Origin of the sequence: Nostoc sp. FACHB-190 (assembly GCF_014696905.1) — a bacterium.
Lineage (GTDB): Bacteria > Cyanobacteriota > Cyanobacteriia > Cyanobacteriales > Nostocaceae > Nostoc_B.
The window spans coordinates 1-20,308 of the sequence record NZ_JACJQW010000019.1 but is presented as its reverse complement, the minus strand read 5'-3'; the positions used below and the strand labels follow the sequence as shown (position 1 = coordinate 20,308).

The 20,308-nt window shown below is 40.5% G+C and carries 19 protein-coding genes; 6 read left to right on the top strand and 13 right to left on the bottom strand.

Going from position 1 to position 20,308, the window contains the following annotated elements; translation table 11 throughout:
* Positions 1-10: 10 nt before the first annotated feature.
* Both H6G28_RS19995 and H6G28_RS19990 read right to left on the bottom strand, forming a co-directional pair.
* Positions 11-367 carry a type II toxin-antitoxin system PemK/MazF family toxin gene (locus H6G28_RS19995; RefSeq protein WP_190590595.1) on the bottom strand — a complete coding sequence of 119 codons (357 nt, stop codon included), beginning with the start codon at positions 365-367 and terminating at the stop codon, positions 11-13.
* Positions 367-639: a ribbon-helix-helix domain-containing protein gene (locus H6G28_RS19990; RefSeq protein ID WP_190590594.1), complete on the bottom strand. Its 273-nt coding sequence runs from the start codon at positions 637-639 to the stop codon at positions 367-369. The genes H6G28_RS19995 and H6G28_RS19990 overlap by 1 nt, the downstream gene beginning before the upstream one ends.
* A 555-nt stretch (positions 640-1,194) precedes the next feature.
* Between H6G28_RS19990 and H6G28_RS19985 the strand changes: the two genes are divergently transcribed.
* The 4 genes from H6G28_RS19985 (at position 1,195) to H6G28_RS19970 (ending at position 5,595) form a co-directional block, all read left to right on the top strand.
* Positions 1,195-1,422 (top strand): hypothetical protein, encoded by a 228-nt coding sequence (locus tag H6G28_RS19985; protein WP_190673469.1) that lies wholly within the window; start codon positions 1,195-1,197, stop codon positions 1,420-1,422.
* 9 nt (positions 1,423-1,431) lie between these two features.
* Positions 1,432-1,626: a hypothetical protein gene (locus tag H6G28_RS19980; RefSeq protein WP_190673466.1), complete on the top strand. Its 195-nt coding sequence runs from the start codon at positions 1,432-1,434 to the stop codon at positions 1,624-1,626.
* Between the two features lie 11 nt (positions 1,627-1,637).
* The gene (locus H6G28_RS19975; protein ID WP_190590593.1) at positions 1,638-2,003 is read left to right on the top strand and encodes a hypothetical protein; all 366 of its coding nucleotides are present in this window, start codon (positions 1,638-1,640) and stop codon (positions 2,001-2,003) included.
* 376 nt (positions 2,004-2,379) lie between these two features.
* Positions 2,380-5,595: a glycoside hydrolase family 15 protein gene (locus tag H6G28_RS19970; protein WP_190673463.1), complete on the top strand. Its 3,216-nt coding sequence runs from the start codon at positions 2,380-2,382 to the stop codon at positions 5,593-5,595.
* A 216-nt stretch (positions 5,596-5,811) separates the two neighbouring features.
* On the opposite strand, the gene H6G28_RS19965 is transcribed toward H6G28_RS19970, so the two are convergent.
* The 11 genes from H6G28_RS19965 to H6G28_RS19910 form a co-directional block, all read right to left on the bottom strand.
* Complete coding sequence (locus H6G28_RS19965) at positions 5,812-5,994, bottom strand: hypothetical protein (RefSeq protein ID WP_190673460.1); 183 nt, start codon at positions 5,992-5,994, stop codon at positions 5,812-5,814.
* Positions 5,995-6,149: 155 nt separating this feature from the next.
* A complete protein-coding gene (locus H6G28_RS19960) occupies positions 6,150-7,643 on the bottom strand; it encodes a pentapeptide repeat-containing protein (protein ID WP_190673458.1) in 1,494 nt (497 codons plus the stop codon).
* A gap of 290 nt (positions 7,644-7,933) precedes the next feature.
* Positions 7,934-8,881, bottom strand: a complete 948-nt coding sequence (locus tag H6G28_RS19955; protein ID WP_190590588.1) for a F0F1 ATP synthase subunit gamma — start codon at positions 8,879-8,881, stop codon at positions 7,934-7,936.
* Positions 8,882-8,961: 80 nt separating this feature from the next.
* Positions 8,962-10,482, bottom strand: a complete 1,521-nt coding sequence (gene atpA, locus H6G28_RS19950) for a F0F1 ATP synthase subunit alpha (RefSeq protein ID WP_190590587.1) — start codon at positions 10,480-10,482, stop codon at positions 8,962-8,964.
* Between the two features lie 149 nt (positions 10,483-10,631).
* On the bottom strand, positions 10,632-11,186 hold the full coding sequence (atpH, locus tag H6G28_RS19945) for an ATP synthase F1 subunit delta (protein WP_190673456.1): 555 nt from the start codon (positions 11,184-11,186) through the stop codon (positions 10,632-10,634).
* A complete protein-coding gene (locus H6G28_RS19940; protein ID WP_190590585.1) occupies positions 11,186-11,755 on the bottom strand; it encodes a F0F1 ATP synthase subunit B in 570 nt (189 codons plus the stop codon). Before H6G28_RS19940 ends, atpH begins: the two co-directional genes overlap by 1 nt.
* 286 nt (positions 11,756-12,041) lie before the next feature.
* Positions 12,042-12,473, bottom strand: coding sequence for a F0F1 ATP synthase subunit B' (locus H6G28_RS19935; RefSeq protein ID WP_190590584.1), 432 nt, complete (start codon positions 12,471-12,473; stop codon positions 12,042-12,044).
* 178 nt (positions 12,474-12,651) lie between these two features.
* Positions 12,652-12,897: an ATP synthase F0 subunit C gene (gene atpE, locus H6G28_RS19930; protein ID WP_015112744.1), complete on the bottom strand. Its 246-nt coding sequence runs from the start codon at positions 12,895-12,897 to the stop codon at positions 12,652-12,654.
* 150 nt (positions 12,898-13,047) lie between these two features.
* Positions 13,048-13,812 (bottom strand): F0F1 ATP synthase subunit A, encoded by a 765-nt coding sequence (gene atpB, locus H6G28_RS19925; RefSeq protein ID WP_190590583.1) that lies wholly within the window; start codon positions 13,810-13,812, stop codon positions 13,048-13,050.
* Positions 13,813-14,059: 247 nt separating this feature from the next.
* The gene (locus H6G28_RS19920; protein ID WP_190590582.1) at positions 14,060-14,545 is read right to left on the bottom strand and encodes an ATP synthase subunit I; all 486 of its coding nucleotides are present in this window, start codon (positions 14,543-14,545) and stop codon (positions 14,060-14,062) included.
* A 493-nt stretch (positions 14,546-15,038) separates the two neighbouring features.
* Entirely contained in the window at positions 15,039-17,387 is a 2,349-nt protein-coding gene (locus tag H6G28_RS19910) for a bifunctional serine/threonine-protein kinase/ABC transporter substrate-binding protein (RefSeq protein ID WP_190673451.1), read from the bottom strand.
* Between the two features lie 559 nt (positions 17,388-17,946).
* Between H6G28_RS19910 and H6G28_RS19905 the strand changes: the two genes are divergently transcribed.
* Together H6G28_RS19905 and H6G28_RS19900 are read left to right on the top strand one after the other, a co-directional pair.
* The gene (locus H6G28_RS19905; protein ID WP_190673448.1) at positions 17,947-18,399 is read left to right on the top strand and encodes a hypothetical protein; all 453 of its coding nucleotides are present in this window, start codon (positions 17,947-17,949) and stop codon (positions 18,397-18,399) included.
* Between the two features lie 374 nt (positions 18,400-18,773).
* Positions 18,774-20,308, top strand: a 1,535-nt coding sequence (locus H6G28_RS19900; protein ID WP_190673446.1) for a S8 family peptidase, incomplete at its 3' end; no start/stop codon positions are given.

The following is a 20,308-nucleotide window of genomic DNA, read 5'->3' as shown; positions in this document are numbered from 1 at the left end:
CTACTCTTTATTATTCTTCTTCTGGGATAGGTAAATCTAAGGCTATCAACAAAGCCTGAGATAAATGAGCCATTACCGAATGCGAAACTGCACCTCTTAAACGCAAAAAGCGGGTTTTAGATAGTACCCGCACTTGATCTGCCATTGCGATCGAATCTCGCTTGAGTCCGCCATCGGGTGCTAAAATTAACACCTGGGTTGGATAAACTCGCTTACCTGATTGATACGTAGTGCAGGGAACGGCTAAAACAACTGGACTCGACGAATTAATTGCATCACGACTGACAATAATTACTGGGCGAGTCCCTCCTTGCTCTGAACCTTCAGTTGATTCTAGGCGAGCATCATAGACCTCACCCCTTCTCATTACAAGGATTCCTCTAACAGAAAAGCCTCCCACTGAGCAGCAGCAAACTCAGACTCTAGTTTGAGTACTTCTGCTTGATAGTCAGGATCGCAGGCCATTTCTGTTAAAGCAGCGTCAATTGCGGCTCGTTTTTGTGCTGCTAATTCTCGACGTAACGCTTGCACCATAAAATCATTACGACTTCTTGCTTTGCCTTCTAAAACTGCCTTGTCAGTTGCTTCTAAAAGTTCTCGTGGTATTGCCAGTGTAGTGCGAACGGATTCGGCTTTCATGTAGTGATGATTATTTTGATGTCTTCAGTGACGACTTCTATGATATCACTCTTAATCGCACTCCGACCCTTGGAGTTCTACCGAAGACCATGTAGCAACCAAAATTTTGCGCCCACAGTAGTACCGAATCAGTAATAGAAAAGACTTTTTGTCTCCGCAAAGGTATGTTCACATTACACATTGATTTACAAAATTCAGCCATAACTAAAAGTCCCGATTCCATAGCTATCTTAGGCATCTGGACGAGAAATCCACTTCTATGTACTACTTAAGTAGAAAGAGTTATTTGTAGGTGATAGTCAGTAATTCGGCAGAAAATAAAATTTTTTTTGTGACTTTGCCTGAAACACTCACTTTTTTGGGTGAACCATCGGCATAAAGTTCAAGGCGTACTAAATTTAATATTACTAGATAAATGGTATTTTCTTATACCGTAATTTGGTTTACATAATTTATGAAAGTCGAAAGTTCAATTGACAGATCAATGATGCCAGGGTTTTGAAGAAGTTTTTTTAACTGACAAGCATTTAACTAGAACTTACAGAGAATTGGCAAATGGCAAACAGAGACTGGGAAACGGATGAGGACAGACAAATTAATAGACTGGAAGCCCATCGAGATTTCATCACCTGGGTTATCAACAGGTTACAAGCAGAGGGTATTCGTTGTGAGAGAACAAGGGGAAATGATTCTAGAGGCGATATTCTTTATTACAACACTGAGGATGAACCAAGAGTGAAGAAAATTGTTCGCCAGATTAACGCTGAGTACAATAAATCTTAGGACATCTAAATGCCATACATTGAAATTAAAACTCGTAAACAGATCGATTCGGCTTTAGCACAAAAGATTATTAATAAGGGATGTGTATCTGCTGTATTAACCACAGGGATAATTACGAAGCCAGCAAAGAAACTTTTTGATGAGCATAATTTAGCATACGCAGAGAATGTCCCTGAGACATTATTTTTGGAATCTGAAGCTTAGGAGGAAGGCTAATGCTAGATGTCACATTCTACTCACAAGCCAAAGAAACAATTGATACAGTGGATGTTTCAGACGATTTTTACGAATGGCTGCAAAAATCAGGCTTTGCCAACATTGCTAAATCTCAAGAAATAGAGATGAAACCTGACGGAGAAACTGTGAAAGTTTCTGCCATTGTTCTTGAGGGTGGAAACCGGAGAAAGTTTAGTGACTTCTTGCGAGACGCAATTGTTCAAGAAAGTGATGATGTGCTGAATACGTTGGGTAATTCACCGTCGAAGGAAGAATACATAAACACCACCTATAAACTCAAAACCTTACAGAGTTTGCGTAAGTTTGTGGAGGATGAAAAATGTAAATATCTAGAATGGGAGTAAATAGAGGGGCTTAAATGGTGGTAGTTGGAATAAGACTGGCGATTCATATCGACTTACTTACAACATCGAGTTGCGATCGCAGTATAATAAAATTGTCGTGTAAACAGTGTAAATCGGCAAAACTTGATTCTGTCTTACCACAATTTCTTTCTAGAACCTAAGATTTTAAGTCTTTCCCTTCATTTTCACCAGATGCCTTACCAGTGAAAAACATTTTGATTCAGTGAGAATTCATTCACAACTGTGTAACTAAATGGCTACTAACGCGAGATAATAAGTAGTCTCTGCTACTCTTGGCTGTAAATCCCCACGTCCATTACAAAACCCTTCTCTTCACAGCTATAGGTTGGAATTCTGCAAGCATCCCTTAATGAGTATGAAAACAGCTACCGAATTACAAACTCGACTAGAGCATTACTACCAGCAAATCAAGACAATTATCTTAGTGCGGCAAAATCCGATTACTGGTTTGCTACCTGCGAGTACAGCCATTACGGCTCACGGTGATTATACAGATGCTTGGGTGAGAGACAATGTTTACAGCATTTTAGCGGTTTGGGGTTTGGCGCTGGCGTATCGCAAAGTTGATGAAGACAAAGGACACACTTACGAATTAGAACACAGCGTGATTAAGCTAATGCGTGGGTTGCTGTTTGCAATGATGCGACAGGCGCATAAAGTCGAACGCTTTAAACATACCCAGTCACCTTTAGATGGGTTACACGCCAAATACAACACGGCGACTGGTGATATTGTAGTCGGTGATGATGAGTGGGGACATTTGCAACTGGATGCCACATCTATATTTATATTGATGCTGGCGCAAATGACAGCTTCGGGATTGCAGATTATTTATACGATTGATGAAGTAAACTTTGTGCAGAACTTGGTTTACTATATAGGACGCGCTTACCGCACACCAGATTATGGTATTTGGGAACGGGGAAATAAAATCAATCATGGTAGTGCAGAGTTAAACGCTAGTTCTGTGGGAATGGCGAAAGCTGCACTAGAGGCGATTAATGAACTCGATTTATTTGGGTTGCGGGGAAGTCAAGCATCGGTAATTCATGTGCTACCTGATGAAATTGCCCGCGCCCGCAGTACTTTAGAATCGTTATTACCGCGAGAATCGGCTTCTAAAGAAATTGATGCGGCGCTGTTGAGTATTATTAGCTATCCGGCGTTTGCGGTGGAGGATATTAATCTGCGCGATCGCACTTTTAACGATATCATCAACAAACTCCAAGGTAAATACGGCTGTAAACGCTTTTTACGTGACGGACATCAAACTGTTTTAGAAGATAACCAGCGTCTACACTACGAACCTTGGGAACTAAAGCAATTTGAAGATATTGAATGCGAATGGCCGTTATTTTTCACTTATTTATTACTTGATGGCCTATTTCGTAATGATCAAAAGCAAGTCCAAGAATATCAAGAACTTCTGGAATCATTATTAGTAGAACGGGACGGTTATCATTTATTACCAGAACTATATTATGTGCCTGCGGAAAACATCGAAGCCGAAAAAATCACGCCCCAAAGTCAAAAGCGTTTACCCAATGAAAACATCCCCTTAGTCTGGGCGCAAAGTTTATATTTTCTGGGGTTAATGTTAAGTGAAGGTTTGCTGGCGGTTGGGGATATTGACCCATTAGGGAGATATTTAACTATTGGTAAAAGCCGGGAAGCTCTTGTCCAAATTGCTTTGTTAGCCGAAGATGATGACTTACAAGCAAAACTAGAAGTGCATGGCATTGAAACTCAAACCCCCAAGCAAATAGAACCAATTCAAGTTAGAAAAGCTGAAGAACTATCAACTATTTACACCCAAATTGGTCGCAATGATAAACTAGGTTTGACAGGAAGACCAGCCAGAAGATTGCGGAGTTTAAACACATCGCGGATATTTAGAATTTGTGGTGAAACCGTAGTATTTTTGCCATCATTTTTAGATGCTCAACAGTTTTATTTAACTCTTGATTACCATTTTTTAGTTGATCAAATCAGAAGCGAACTTGCTTATATTCAAAAATATTGGAGTGATTTAGGTCGTCCAATTTTAACTTTAATGTTGACTCACACCATGTTAGAAATTGGTGCGGAAGCATTACTCGAATTGATGCAAGAACTCAAAGATGGTGTTTGCAATGGTGTACGTGTCAAACTAGGCAGACTGAATCAATTAATGCTGACAGGTGCTATTCAAAGAATTGATTTTCTGCAAGATGCAGAGTTTTATCAGTCAGCAATGCACGATGCTGCACCCCATTGCTGTTACTTGGCTTATCATCCTGGAAAGAGTGGGCGCTTAGAACATACCCAAGAATTTCAAATGGAGTGTGAAACCAATTTGGGATTATTGCTTTCTTCGCTGCGGGGTTCAGAAAATCTTTATGAACAAATTGAGTTATTGCAGACTTTAACCCGTTTGCAAGGATTAGACTTTGATACAGGATTTGGCGGCCCTAATACTCGCGTCACAGTCGGAGATTTGCTAAATGAAGTGTATATCAAAGCCGGTGATTTAGGTATCTGGGCAATTGTCCGTCGGGCTGCGGGTTTATTGCAAATGGTGGATATTGCTTTATCAGATGCAGTCACCAGCATTTTGATTCGGGGTAAGCAAGCAGCTGTGGGGAGGGCGTACAGCGAAGCATCATTAATTACTGTACCAATGCCTCCCAATGAAATTGCCGAGAAAATTAATAACTTCTGTCGTGAGGATATCCGCGATCGCGTACTGACACAAGAAATCATACTGTATCTGGGGACTTTGATTCGCTCAGAGTCGGAATTATTTCAAGGACTGTTAACTTTACGTGTCGGCTATCTCATCTTATTAATTACCAGCGAACTAGCACGAGAATTACGTGTCACCCAAGATGAAGCCTACGAACAGTTAATGGAAATTTCGCCCTTTGAAATTAAAATGCGCTTGCGTCAGGTGTTAACGGGTTACACAGGGATGAGTAACTTGTTACACCAGCAAGAATCATTACACGTCAAGCAAAAAGAAAGTGATATTGAATGGGTAGTGCAACCAACCATTACTGAAGAAATCGACGAAGTTCCGGTGGGTGGTTGGCGACGCTTCCGCAAAGCCGAAGGGGCTATTAACCGCGTCCCGAAAAACTTCTTTCAGCAAGTTTGGCTATTAATGCAACATTGTAAAGGCTTAGTCATTGGTGACAAACTAGAACGCCGTAATCGTTTAGATAGCGAATTGATGTTATCGGAAATGACGGCTGGTGAAAAGAACTTTGCTTTGCGAGTGGAACATTTATTAAATAAAATCGAAGCGCCAGAATATCGCCAAGTTAATATTGAAGCATTAATGGAACTAGGTGCGATCGCTGCTAAAAACCCCAACTTGCAAATCGAAGAATATATTGTCTTAGATGTGTTAATTGGTCATGCTGTGCGTTTAGCATGGTTGGATGCACATCCCGAACGCGGCGATCGCTATGATGAAGATAAAGCAAATGCGTGGCGGTCTTTTTACAATACTTCACCACAAGATTGCGCGACTTATATTCTCAAAGCCTTTAGATTCTTAACACAATTTGGCGAAGTTAAAGCTAGTTAATTAATAATACAGCAAACCCAACAAATACTCTGAAAAAAACCGCAAAACTTTCAACCACGAAAATATCTCAATTCAATAAATAAAATTCATACCGCAATTATTTCACTTGTTGAAATATCCTCCAAAAATATGATGATTTTGTGTTGGGTTATGGCGCGATTTATATTTATCATGTTGCTGCCAATATCTTTTGTGCGCCTCCACCCAACCTACTCATTACTCAGCACTGTAGTTTGCTTTTAACGATTGAGTGGTGCGATCGCTGATTTTATATAAAATATTGTATAAATACGGGATAAATTTTCTCACGCAGAGGCGCAAAGGTGCAGAGAGCATCAGGAGTTTTTTAATTATTGTGTAGGTTGGGTGAGACGCACGAGAAATCTTGAGAATAAACATACAATTTTATTTTGCGTCGTAACTCAACATCAATGATTTGAGTAAACAAGAAATTATTGTATAGAAGTTTGAAGATGGTAAATTAAGTACAAAATAATATTGGTTTTCACTGCATTCCAGCCAACATACAAAAAATAGCGATCGTACTGATGAATTTACTCTGAATTTTCTGGTGGTAAACCTAACTTTTCACAAAAATCTTTATCGTATTCCGCCTTTTTCCAGTTTGTTGCTTTTTTTATCTGCTCAGGTTCTATAGTCTTATTATTAGTAAAATCGGCTTCTTCAAGGTTAGCTCTTGTAAGGTTAGCTCCTGAAAGATTAGCTTCTGTAAGGTTAGCTCCTGAAAGATTAGCTTCTGTAAGGTTAGCCTCTGTCAGATTAGTTTCTGTAAGATTGGCTCCCAAAAGGAGTGATCCTATTAAGACAGCTTTTGTGAGGTCGGCTTCTGAAAGATTAGCGTATATTAAGTCTGATCTTGAGATATTTGCTAGTGCAAGGTGGGCTTTTGTAAAGTTCACTTCTGTGAAACAAGCTTCTGCAAGTTTAGCCATTGTAAGGTTAGCCTCTGTCAGATTAGCTCCTCTGAGGTAAGCTTTTGTAAAGTTGGCTCCAACGAGGTCTGCTCTTGTAAGATTAGCTTCAGAGAAACGAGCCTCTTCAAAGTTGGCTCCAAAGAGATTAGCTACTGAGAGGTTAGCATTTGAAAGATCAGCTTTTGAAAAGTTAACTCCCAAGCAATTAGCTCCAGAGAGGTCAGCATTTGAAAGATTAGCTCCTAAGAAGTTTGCACGGGAGAGGTTGATTTCCTTTAATAAAGCTCCACAAAGGTCAGCTTGAATGAGATTAATATTAGATAAGTTTAAGTTCTTACGTTGATTATTATCAGGATTATTTCGTGCAATTACAATAATAGTTTCTTGAATATCAAGATGTACCTTGTGTAATTCTTTTTTTTGTGTTTTATTATCTAGATATTCATCTATAAATATTTTTGCACTCTGTACATTACTGTCTTCTATTAATTTTGCATTTTCACGAACAAAGGCTGTAAGCACTTCCATGATTGTCCAATGATCGCTAGGGGAATCTTTAGCAATTCTTTCGAGGGTATATATGCCACCCAATCTAACTTCAATTTTGTCACTTGCCAATAGCTCTACTGCTTTGGAGAACCTTTCGGTAATTTGTTTATCTTCTGCTATTTGAGTATTTCGAGAAGCTATTTCAGCATTTTTATTAGCGACCTCGGCTGTTTTGTTGGCAGCAATAGCACTATTCTCCATCGCAACTGCTCTTATATATCCAAGGTAAAGACCAAAAAAGGCTAAAATTCCACCCGTAATTAAACCTATTGTTTTTAAAGTTTCGACTCTTATTTTATTTTTTATGACATCTTGTTCTGTCCATTGCTCAATAAATAAAATTGGGTGAACCACGAAAAATAAAATGTAAAACAACATAAATAGAAGAAAGACTACACTAAATATAAGAGTGTTTCTCTCTATATTGATGTTATTATATTTATCTAAATTTAATATTCCCTTATGTATATATTCTTCTAGCTTATCTAGTTGTTCTGAAGAAAAATTACGCTCTTGTATTTTGGAGCTTTTATCAAGAATTCTTTTAATTTTTTCTTCTGTCATTTTAAGTTGTTCTTATTTCTCTTGAAAAATGTTAATAATTATTTTTTTGTTAAGTAAATAATAAATAGTTTCTTATTTTTATTATATCTGGTCTATTTCATTCACTAGGCGCGATCAAAACTCTCTAGCAAATTTCTCAATTTAAATCCTTGTTTTTCAGTCTTTACTCCAATTTCGTCATCAATAAAATTCTCGACTTCTGAGCATCATCAAAAGCAAAAATAGCTAATCGCTAGGTTTGAAATTTACCAGCAATTAGCTATTAATTATAGTTAACAATTGAGTTCTTCCTAGGTCAGTGCTTCTGCACCGCCGACAACCTCTAGGAGTTCTTGAGTAATTGCGGCTTGTCGGGCTTTGTTGTAAGACAGCGATAGGTTTTTAATTAGTTCACCAGCGTTATCACTGGCGTTACTCATAGCTGTCATCCGCGCTGCTAGTTCACTGGCAGCAGATTCTTGTAATGCCCGTAGTAATTGGTTGCCCAAGTACAGGGGTAGCAAGGCATCCAGAATTTGCACTGGGTCTTGCTCAAAAATCATGTCGCTGGCTAAAGGCTGAACTTGAGAAGTGACTTTCTGCCGTTCGACTTCAAATTGACCACCACGAGTTGTCAACCGGAAGATTTCGTCGTCTGCTGCTTCTAAACCTTGGGTATCAAGAGGTAACAAGGTTTGAACAACCGGACGAGAACTCACCAAGGAGACGAAACGAGTGTAGATTAATTCGATGCGGTCTACTTTTTCGGAAAGGAACAAAGACAGCAACTCGTCAGCAATTCTATTTGCTTCCTCGGCGGTGGGAATTTGTTCTAAGCCACTGTAGGTAGCATCAATAGGCTGGTTGCGGCGTTGGAAGTATTGGGTAGCTTTACGACCAACCAATACAAATGTGTAGTCGATACCTTCTGCCTTGAGTTCCTTGGCGCGGTTTTCTGCACGACGGATGACGTTGGTGTTGTAACCACCACACAAACCTCTGTCGCCAGAAATTACTAACAAGCCTACTGATTTGACTTCGCGTTTTCTCAGTAGAGGTAGGTTTGCGTCTTCAAACCGCAGGCGGGTTTGCAAACCATATAAAACTTGCGCTAGTCTGTCAGCGAAGGGGCGAGTTGCCAGCACTTGTTCTTGCGCCCGACGTACCCGCGCTGCTGCTACTAGCCGCATGGCTTCGGTGATTTTTTTGGTGTTTTTGACCGACTGAATGCGATCGCGTATTGATTTAAGATTAGGCATATTTTTGTCCTTTGTCCTTAGTCATTTGTCCTTTGTCATCAGTCATTAGAGATTACCAATGACCAATGACTAATGACTAATTACACTGATGCTTTGAAGGTCTTTTTGTAATCGTCTAAAGCAGCCTTCAATGCGGCTTCTTCATCATCACCTAGTACTTTCTTGCTTTGTACTGCTCCGTAATAAGTAGACTTACCAGTCTTCAAGTATTCGCGGAAGCCTTTGGTGAAGGTGGTTACTTTATCTACAGGGATATCATCTAAGTAACCGTTAATACCAGCGTAAAGAATTGCCACTTGTTCAGCTACAGACAAAGGCTCGTTTTGAGACTGCTTGAGCAGTTCCCGCAGGCGTTGACCCCGTGCCAATTGGTCTTGGGTAGCTTTATCTAAGTCAGAAGCGAATTGCGCGAAAGCTTGGAGGTCATCAAACTGTGCGAGTTCCAGCTTAATCTTACCCGCAACTTTTTTCATTGCCTTGGTTTGTGCCGCAGAACCCACGCGGGATACGGAAATACCAGGGTTTACAGCTGGACGGATACCAGCGTTGAACAAGTCAGAAGATAAGAAAATCTGACCGTCGGTGATGGAAATTACGTTGGTGGGAATGTAAGCGGATACGTCACCTGCTTGGGTTTCGATGATGGGTAGCGCAGTCATGCTACCAGTACCCAACTCATCACTGAGTTTAGCGGCTCTTTCTAACAAGCGAGAGTGAATGTAGAATACGTCTCCGGGGTAAGCTTCCCGTCCGGGTGGACGACGGAGTAGCAAGGACATTTGGCGATAAGCTTGTGCTTGCTTGGACAAGTCGTCGTAGATTACCAATGTAGCTTTGCCTTTGTACATAAAGTACTCAGCAATGGTAGCTCCGGTGTAAGGAGCCAAGAATTGTAGGGTAGCTGGGTCACTGGCGTTAGCTGCAACTACTACTGTGTAGTCGAGTGCGCCTTTTTCTTGTAAGGTTTGAACTACGTTAGCTACGGTAGAAGCCTTTTGACCAATGGCTACGTAGACGCAAACTACATCTTCACCTTTTTGGTTAATGATGGTGTCAATTGCGATCGCAGTTTTACCTGTTTGACGGTCGCCGATGATTAACTCGCGCTGACCCCGACCGATGGGAATCATGGAGTCAATAGCGGTAATCCCGGTTTGCATAGGTTCGTGTACAGAACGCCGCGCAATGATACCGGGTGCAGGTGATTCAATCAAGCGGCTTTCGCTAGATTTGATGTCGCCTTTGCCGTCGATGGGACGACCTAAAGCATCAACAACCCGTCCAATTAAGGCTTCACCGACACCGATTTGGGCGATTCTACCAGTAGCTCTCACAGAACTACCTTCTTGGATACTATTACCTGTACCCATGAGTACCGCACCCACGTTATCTTCTTCTAAGTTTTGGGCGATACCAATGGTGCCATCTTCAAATTCCAAAAGTTCCCCAGCCATAGCCTTTTCCAGACCATAAATCCGGGCAATACCGTCACCTACTTGCAGAACGGTACCAACGTTAGCAACTTTAACCTCTTGGTCGTATTGCTCGATCTGCTGTTGAATAATGCTGCTAATTTCGTCAGGTCTAATTGATATGCTCATGGTGTATGTTTTTCTTTTGCAACACGGAAGAAATAGTAATCAATATCGAAATGCTGAGTGAATCAATTTTGGATTTTAAATTTTTGATTTTAGATTTAGAACAATCTTCAATCTAAAATCGGCAATCTAAAATCTAAAATTTTCTGCCCCTAGCCGTTAGTCAAACGCAAAGACAAGCGACGTAGTTGACCACGTAAACTAGCGTCGATTACCTGTGAGCCGACTTTGATGATCACACCACCAATCAATTCGCTGTCTACTCTAGTTTCAAGTTCTACTTGACGCGCATTGGTGATAGCAATGACTTTCTGTTTAATGGCTTCTTCTTGCTCTGGTGAGAGTGCAACAGCAGAAGTTACTTCTGCTAACACAGTTTGATTCAGCTGCCGTAGCAATGCCAAGTACTGTTTTAAAATCTGGTCTAAGAAGAAGATGCGTCGTTTGTCTACTAAAAGTAGCAAAAAGTTGCGTAAATAAGGATTACCACCTTCACCCGTTACTTGGCTGATCACCGCTTTTTTGGTTTCAGGCACAATGAAGGGGTTATCAATAAAGTTCCGCAGTTGTTGAGAATTTTGCAACAAGTCTAGTAAGGCACGCGCATCGTTACCGAACTCTTCTGCCAGATTTTTAGACTGTGCTACTGACATCAGTGCCTGTGCGTAAGGCTGGGCGATTTCGGCTGTTTCTATGTTACTTTTCATTACCGTCCTCCCACCTGAGCGATGCTACGGTCAATTAGTGCCTGTTGAACATCGTCACTTACACCAGAGCGCAGCTGTGATTCAACTTGCTGTAGTGCCAAAGCGGCTACTCGCTGCCGCAATTCGGTTAACGCCCGCTCTCTTTCGGTATTCAAGTCTGCTGCTGCTGTTTGTTTCAAGCGTTCTACGTCTTGTGCTGCTTTATCTAACAGAGCTTGCTTAGTTGCCTGGGCGCTGTCTGTGGCTGCTTGGCGAATGCGCTGTGCCTCAGCTTGAGCCTGGGTCAACTGTTCTTGTGCTTGTGAAAGAGAAGCTTGTGCTTCTTTTAAGCGTTGTTCTGCTTCCTGAATGGCAGTTGCGATATTGGATCTGCGATCGTTCAGGATATTGCTTAAAACTTTGCGTCCAAAGTAGAATAGTATGCCAATCAGAATCACTAGGTTTATGAGATTGGTTTCTAAAATGTCTAGGTTTAGACCGAAACCACCTTCTGCTGCGCCTTCTGCCAATTCAGAGTGAACAGCTTGAGCTTCTGTGGCAAGTAAGAAGAAAATGCCCATGATAGCCATTTACAGGTGCGCTGCTCGCTTACTAATTAAGTTTTGTCTTCCCGTAGGAAAAAAGTGCTACGAATTTTAGATTTTAGATTTTAAATTTTAGATTTTTTGGTTTATCCCCACCTAAATTTTAGGTTTTCATTTTTGATTGAGTAATTTATCAATCTGCAACCTAAAAATTGGCACTGTAAATCCAAAATCAGCAATCTAAAATCCAAAATTGGCTGACACTTAAATTAGGCGCTCTGGGACAAATGCCCAGTTGCGCGTAGATTTTGCCAGACCAGTCATTTTTAGCTTATCTAGCTAAACTCGGCCCTAATAGTTTTTCTAGGATCTGCCTGCTGAGAGCATCAACTTGTTGTTCTAAGGAACGCATAGCTTCCTGCTTTTGTTGCTCTATTTCAATAGAAGCTTTTTCTCGTTGAGCTTGAGCTTCTTGTTGCGCCTCAGCAATTTTCTGGGCAGTAATTTTCTTAGCTTCAGCCTGAGCCGCTTCTAAAGTCGCTTGCGATTGTCTGCGAGCTTCTGCTAGTTGTTGCTCATATTCTTGAGTTAGGCGTTCGGCTTTGGCTAAACGTTCCTTGGCTTCAAGGGTATTGGTGCGGATGTAATTATCGCGCTCATCCAGTACCTTGGTCAGTGGCTTATAGAAAATTACATTCAACAAGGCTGCCAACAGCAGGAACTGCAATGCCATAAAGGGCAAAGTAGCATCGAAATCAAACATTTCTCTCCTCTTTGGCTGGAGTAGCAGTTTTCATGGCTAGCAACGTTATCCAACCTTTCGTATTTTAGAGACCCATAGCCACAAGGGTCAGCCTACATCAGAACCAATTAATCCCCAAAATGTTGTGCTTGTAGAGACGTGATAGCTCACGTCTCTACAAAACAAAAACTTTCAGGTCTTATGCGAAGGGGTTAGCGAACAATAGTACTAACGCGATTACTAGACCGTAGATGGTCAAAGATTCCATGAACGCCAAGGTTAATAGCAGAGTACCGCGAATTTTACCTTCTGCTTCTGGTTGACGAGCAATACCTTCTACTGCCTGACCAGCAGCGTTACCTTGTCCAATACCAGGGCCGATCGCAGCCAAACCAATTGCTAAAGCAGCAGCCAGAACTGAAGCAGCAGAAACTAATGGATCCATTTTGATTTTCCTTGCTTTAAGTACAGAACTACAAAAGTAAATTAACTAGTAAAGACGTGTTTTTTCACGCTGCACCGAGTTCTCGCAAATCGCAGTTTGCGACGTTTTGAGCTTTGATGCTCGTCAGAACTGTGCTAACAACTGAGGGCTTTAATGATGCTCCTCATGCTCTTCGCCGCCGTGTCCTTCCATTGCCTCATGAATGTATGCCCCTGCTAGGGTAGCAAACACTAGAGCTTGAATGGCACTGGTAAATAAACCCAAGGCCATTACAGGCAGAGGTACAAATAAAGGCACGAGCAGCACTAATACCGCCACAACTAATTCATCCGCCAAGATGTTACCGAAAAGACGGAAGCTTAGGGAGAGGGGCTTAGTGAAATCTTCGAGAATGGCGATCGGCAACAATACGGGTGTTGGCTCTATATATTTCTTGAAGTAGCCCAAACCACGTTTGCTGAAACCTGCATAAAAGTAAGCAAGAGAAGTCAGCAGTGCCAATGCTACCGTCGTATTAATGTCATTGGTAGGAGCCGCTAATTCACCAGATGGCAGCTTGATGAGCTTCCAGGGAATTAAAGCACCTGACCAGTTCGATACGAAGATAAACAAGAACAATGTACCAATAAATGGTACCCAAGGGCGGTACTCTTTCTCACCAAGTTGGTTTTTTGCTAGATCACGAATAAATTCCAGAGCGTATTCCATTAAATTTTGGATACCACTGGGAACTTTTTGTATGTTCCGAGTAGCAGCTAATGAAGCTATTACCAGAACGCCAATCACGAACCAGGAGGTGAGAAAAACCTGCCCATGAATTTTGAGGTTGCCTAATTGCCAGTAGAAATGTTGACCTACTTCTAATTCGGCGAGGGGAAAAGAATTAAAGGCGTTTAAAACACTAAGCATTTGCATTCTTCAAGCATTTTCCCCAACGAGCGAGGATGGGTGTATTGTCTTTAGTGAGCCTGACTGTTAAGCAGTTATCAGTTGTCAGTTATCAGTTGTCAGTTTTGTCTGTTGGGTTAAAGTCCCTTACATCATTTGTGTGCGCTTCTACACACACCACAACCCTGTTCACTGTTCACCCTTACGGGTTCGCCAGTCGCTCATGAGGGAGACCCCCAAGACCGCGCTGGCTCACTGTTCACTGTTCACTGTTTTAAGAATCAGGAAGGAACGCAGTTTGCACCGTATAGACGAGGAGCGTGGCCTTGTATGTAAGAAATCCCAAAAAAATGGGCATTACGTGTAGATCGTTCCATTGAGTTGCTAGTATAATCAACCCAATAAATAAAGCAAAACGATTTTTGCTTAGACGATTTTTCTCAGCACCCAATCGCTCAACGTCGTTAGCCAGCATCTTTAAGTAAACCACACCTGTACACGCCCCAATTAAATAATTCAGGGCAATGTTTAGTGAATAAAAAATCCACACAGAGATAAATATAATCCCCGTCAAAACAAGTGTGATTACCAACAACTTCTGATAGAGTTGATAGAACTCCTGCATAGAAGTGTTGACTGGTTCTGTGTCCTCAAAACCAGATGGAGCATCTTGTTGTGTTGTCGGAGGGGGCGCAATTGGTTCTTCTGACAAGCTCACGGGACTTGAAACCAGTACAGCTAACTTATTATGACTGCACATTCAGTCAGCTGAATCATATCACGATCTGGTAACAATACTTTAGAAAAAAACAATTAACTTCTTGTTTTTTACCCAAACGCAACACAAACAAACTCTCAGCACACGCAAAGAGTGAATTTAGGAACTAGGCCAAGTGAGGATGTCATACGATCGCCTAAAAAATCCCTAATTATTGCAGAATTGCCTTTCCTTCAGATAATTAAGTGACCTCCAGAAGCGTTGTGTAATCACCTATTGAATGTTTCGGAAAAGCTGGCGTTGAGAAAATTAGTTGGTGCTTGAAGAGCGTAGACGCAGAACGTCTTGTCGTTAGACATCACACCAAAGCTGAATTTAGCTAAACTCCAGCCTATTGAGTTTGTACTACCCACTGAAGAGGGCATTGCTGTGTACATTCTTAATTTACATTAGATTGGCCAAAATTGCTTGCTTGCTCATTCCGCTTCGCCGATGAAAGTAAACGTGACTTCTTTAATTCTCTATGTACATAGGATTACTGGCATTTTAGAGGACGATCGCCTGGGACAAAAACAAAATCACTAGAATTGCACTTGCGCCGGATAGAAAGTATTGTGACTGTAGCATTTTGGCGATCGCTCCCCTCAAATTGAATTATGCCAGTCGCCCCCGTAACCGCAAAATTCTTGTCTGCCAAAATTTGCTGAATACCTAACCGAGTCGGTTTTTGAGCTATGGCTTTACTGATTACCATGACTGCATCGTAGTTAGTTGCAGTTCGCCAAGTGATTTTTGTATTACTGGAGAAGGTTTTGTCATCGATTCGCCAGATGGTTTTAGCTTGCTGTGCAAACGGGGAGTTAATGTTATTTATGGGATGCCAGGCGATCGACCATACTGTTTGTTCGATTGCTGGTGAAGATATAACTTTACTTGGTGTCAGTAAGTCTGATCTGTTGAGACTATCACCTACAACAATTTGCAATCCGTTGACATTTGCTTCAATTACTTGTATCGCATGGGGAATTGCATTATACAATCCGACCCCAGCATCAGGAATTAATAAAATGGCGGTTGCACCTTGGTTTTGGGCTTGATTTAAAGCTTTTTCGGCATCAAAACTATCCGTTGCGAGATTAAAGCTGGATTGGTGGTCAAGAACTTTACCTTGAAGAGATTTTACCTCTTCTCGAAAAGCTTTTGATAGAGATTGGGTATACTCGCTCTCTTCACTCAGAAAAATTGCTACTTTCGGTTGTTTGAATTGCGAGAACAAAAAGCCGGCAATTTTTTGGGCGCTAATGCGATCGCTAGGGATAGTACGGAAAAAAAAAGGACTTTTGAGATTAGTGGAAGTACTACTACCAGAGATTAAAACTATTTGTGCTAGGCCGTAAATAGGTAAAGCTTGTTTAGTTGTGTCGCTACTGTAATGACCTAAAACTCCCAATAAGTCTTCGTATTTTACTAAATTTTGGGCAACTTTGCGAGCATTATTCCCGGCTTTGCTGTTATCTCGATTACTGTCATCAGCAATGATAATTCTTAAAGGTAGGGAGGGTTGTTTATTTAGTAGCTCAGTCTGAGCTTGAGCTATACCTCTCAGTATTTCTAAACCAACATTAGTACTACGTTCTAAGGGGACTACTGCTGCGATGGTGTGAATTTTACTGCCTGGAAATTGTGTTTGAATTTTGGCATTATTCCAGTAAATGAGAGTTTCTGGATCGGTTTCTTTATTGAAGGCAATTTCAAATAAACGCGCTGCTTCTGCAAAATTTTTGCTCCGATATTCATCAATGGCTAATTGCTTGGTTGCTGGAGGTTGATTAGATTGCCAAAAACTTTGAGGAATTAAGCTTTCTTCCCCACAACTAAGATGATCGCCTTCGATATAGTCGCAAGTCCGCAGTGTAGTAACTGCCTTATAAAGCCATTTTGTTCCCAGAATGACTAAAGCGCCACAAGCACCAATTAGTAAAATTTTTCGCCATTGAATTTGTGAATTTGTCTCAATTTGACTAATTTTATTAAGAATAACTTGAGTTGTTGCCGGACGACGATGAGGATGAGAATTTGTCATCGTCTGAATTAACTCGATTAATCTTTTTGGGGTTTGTTTGTCTTTGATATTGTTATACCAATTGTGTGATTTATGATCAGCCTTAGTTGGGTTATTACCTGTTAGTAAATAAACGCAAGTTTGTCCCAATGCGTAGAAATCTGACTGAAGTACAGCATGACCTTCGCATTGTTCAGGTGCAGTATAACCCGGAGAAATAATTACGGTTATTTCCTGATTATTAATCACAGTTTGTGTTAATTGACGGGCAGTGCCAAAATCAATTAAAACCAGTTTACCGTTGGGACAAAGCATAATATTTGCAGGCTTGATATCCCGATGAAAAAATTGGTTATCATGAACGAATTGGAGAATTTGTGTTAATTGCTTCAGCCAATTAATGACAGTTTTATAAGATTTTACATAATGATTGCGAGATAACCAGTTTTGCAAATTCTCTCCAGGTATTTTTTCCATTACTAAACAGCGTAATTGACGACCTGTATTTAAAACTAAGGGAAATAAAATTTCTCCAACAGGTAAGCCAGGATGCCGCAAACTTATTAGTATTGATGCTTCTTGTTCAAATAGGCGTAATAATTTTGGCGTAACTTGCTTTAAAGATTTCAGAATCTTAAGTTTATTATTATCAAGTAAATCTTCAATTTCAAATATTTCTGTATAGCGATATTTGTCAACCTGCAACGGCTGTTTAATTATGTAGCGATTTTGCAGGATGAGCGGCGTTTTACAGTTTTGACATACCGCACAATTATCAGGATTTTCTCGCTGTGAACAATCGGGGTTAATGCAGTACAACATAAATTTAGGTGAGAAGCAAATAATTAGATATAGACCGAATTTAAATACGGGTTATCCAGAAACCTTGTAGAGATGGAGCGTTGCTTGATCTCTACATTATTTTTCGGAAATTTCTAATGCTATTGATCTTCTAAAATCCCATAATCATTGTTGCCTGTAAATTAAAACACTTAAAATATTTGAGTTTAAGTAAGTCGGCACAGTAAAAATAAACTGCGTGAAGAAAAGTAAACAAGACTCAAAACCTTGCTACCTCAGCTAAGAAACTCCCTGTTCTTTGCTTTATTTCAATGATAATTATTCACACCGACCTGACTTGAAAAATGGGTGTAGGGGTGTAGATATGTAAGGGAAAGACTTTTTCATGTTTTCTTGTGTACGCAGTTCATGATGGCTACTTATCTAAAGCACATATTATTTAGCTTTTGTCAAGTTCAGATTTAGTCCAGTGAGAAGAAGAACCGAAATTGAACTGGCTTGACTGAAGTTGAATACCTTCTAATTGGGTTATTCCAAGTTCGATGTGAAATATGAGCCAACTCACCAAAAAGTCGCTTTCATGGCAGATTGCGATCTTAGTCTTTCGCATTTTCGCCAAAGCTGGGCTAGATTTTGTCAAAAAATATCAATGAAATATTTCATCTCAATATCTCTTCTTTTGAAAGCTATGTCAAAACGTAAAATGGCTGCGGGCGTATTGTTTCCTCTGCTGTTATTAGAGTCTGTTTTTATTGCTCCAGTCAATGCTTTAAATGCAAAAAAGTTATACCAACTATGTTCTAGTTTTCCCTTAAATTCTCGATGTCAGGGTTACGAAGTACCTATATCTTTGGATGATCGCTCAGGAAAAAAAGGTGACTGTATTTTAAATAAAAATGACCTAGAAAAACGAGGAAATTGCAAAGTTAACGTGAATGAAATAGGAGTTACAATCTACCAAGAAATGGGCGAGAAACTAGAAATAATCAATGATAAAAAATCTACTCAAATAATACAGATTTCCCCCAAATAAATTAGCCGAATTGAATATCGTGAAGATGAAAAAGATAATACTGATGCAAGGGTTGTCAATACACTTTTATTTGGAATTACTGGGTTCCTATTAACTCCAAATAAAAAAAATTCGGAAATTCAAATTAATTACGCATCAGCTACTCCCGAAGATACGAGCCAGGAACAACGAAGTATGGATTACTTAAGGATATTTGTTGGGCGAGGTACTGGTAGAGAAATGCGATCGCAGTTAGAAAAAATTACTGGTCTTCAAGCAGAAACTCCACAAGCCACGAAACTTGCCAATTAAACAACATTTAGTAACGCACATCAGATAAAACTCAATAGGCTTTAGCCCAATTCAAGCATTTTTACTATTAACACAACAAATCTATGACTACTATTCCTTCCGATCCCTTATTTCCAAATCAATGGTATTTATATAACCAAGGTCAATCTGGTGGTACTCCTGGTATTGATCTCAACGTGGTTGATGTTTGGGATGACTATACGGGGCGTGGTGTTGTTGTTGGTGTGATTGATGATGGATTTGATTACACACACTACGATTTAGATAATAATTACGATACGACTAGAGATTATGACACTATTGAGCAAAACTTCGATCCTTTCGGAAATACAAGCGATAGTCACGGCACATCAGTAGCAGGTATCATTGCATCCGAAGCAAATGGAGTTGGCACTGTGGGTGTGGCTTTTAATGCAACGATTAGTGGTATTAGAGCTATTGGTTTTGGGGGTGATGTAGTTGGTGCTTTGTGGCGTGCTGAAAGTTTTGATGTTGTCAATAATAGTTGGGGTATTCCCGGTTTTTTTGCCGATAATTTTTATACTATTCCACAAGCAGGACAAGCGATCGCTAATGCTGTTACCAATGGACGGAATGGATTAGGAACGGCGATCGTATTTGCCGCCGGAAATAGCCGTCAAGAAGGAGATAATACTAACTATCACAACTTTCAAAACTCCCGTCAGGTAATTACTGTAGCTGCACTTGATCATAATGGCTTTGCCAGTCCCTATAGTACTCCTGGTGCTTCTATTCTGGTTTCTGCTTTTGGTAGTGGTATACCTGGCAGTATTGTCACGACAGATCGCCAAGGCTCGCCTGGTTATAATTCTGGAGACTATGAGTATAGTTTTAACGGCACTTCCGCAGCCGCACCTCAAGTTTCTGGGGTAGTGGCTCTGTTACTAGAAGCCAATCGCAATTTAGGTTATCGAGACATCCAAGAAATTCTCGCCTATTCTGCTCGTCAAAACGATTTTTATAACCAAGGTGGAAATTATATTTGGCAAATTAACGGCGCTAACAACTTCAATGGTGGTGGTTTACACGTCAGCCACGACTATGGATTTGGTTTAGTAGATGCTCATGCTGCTGTGCGTTTGGCAGAAACTTGGCAAAAGCAGAGTGTGTTTAGCAACGAGCAGTCTCTTTCTTACAGCTCTGGTAATTTAGGCTTGGTTATCCCAGATAGCAATACAGGCGGAATTAGTAGCACCTTTACTGTTGCTGCTGGTTTAGATGTTGATTGGGTGGAAGTAGAACTTAATCTGACTCATTCTTATCGAGGTGATTTGGTTGTTGATTTGATTTCTCCTAGTGGAACCATCAGCCGTTTGATCAATCAACCTGGTAATGGCTTGGACTCTGGAGACAATATTGTGTTTAAACTCTCTAGCGCACAACATTGGGGAGAAAGCAGTGCTGGTAACTGGACACTGAGAATTCAGGATTTATTCCCCTCAGATACTGGTATCCTCAATAGTTGGAATTTGCGTTTATATGGGGATACAGATACTGCTAACGACACTTATTTTTACACCAATGAGTATGGTTTTTATGGCACGACTACACTGAGTGATAATACTGGTACAGATACAATTAATGCTGCGGCGATTAC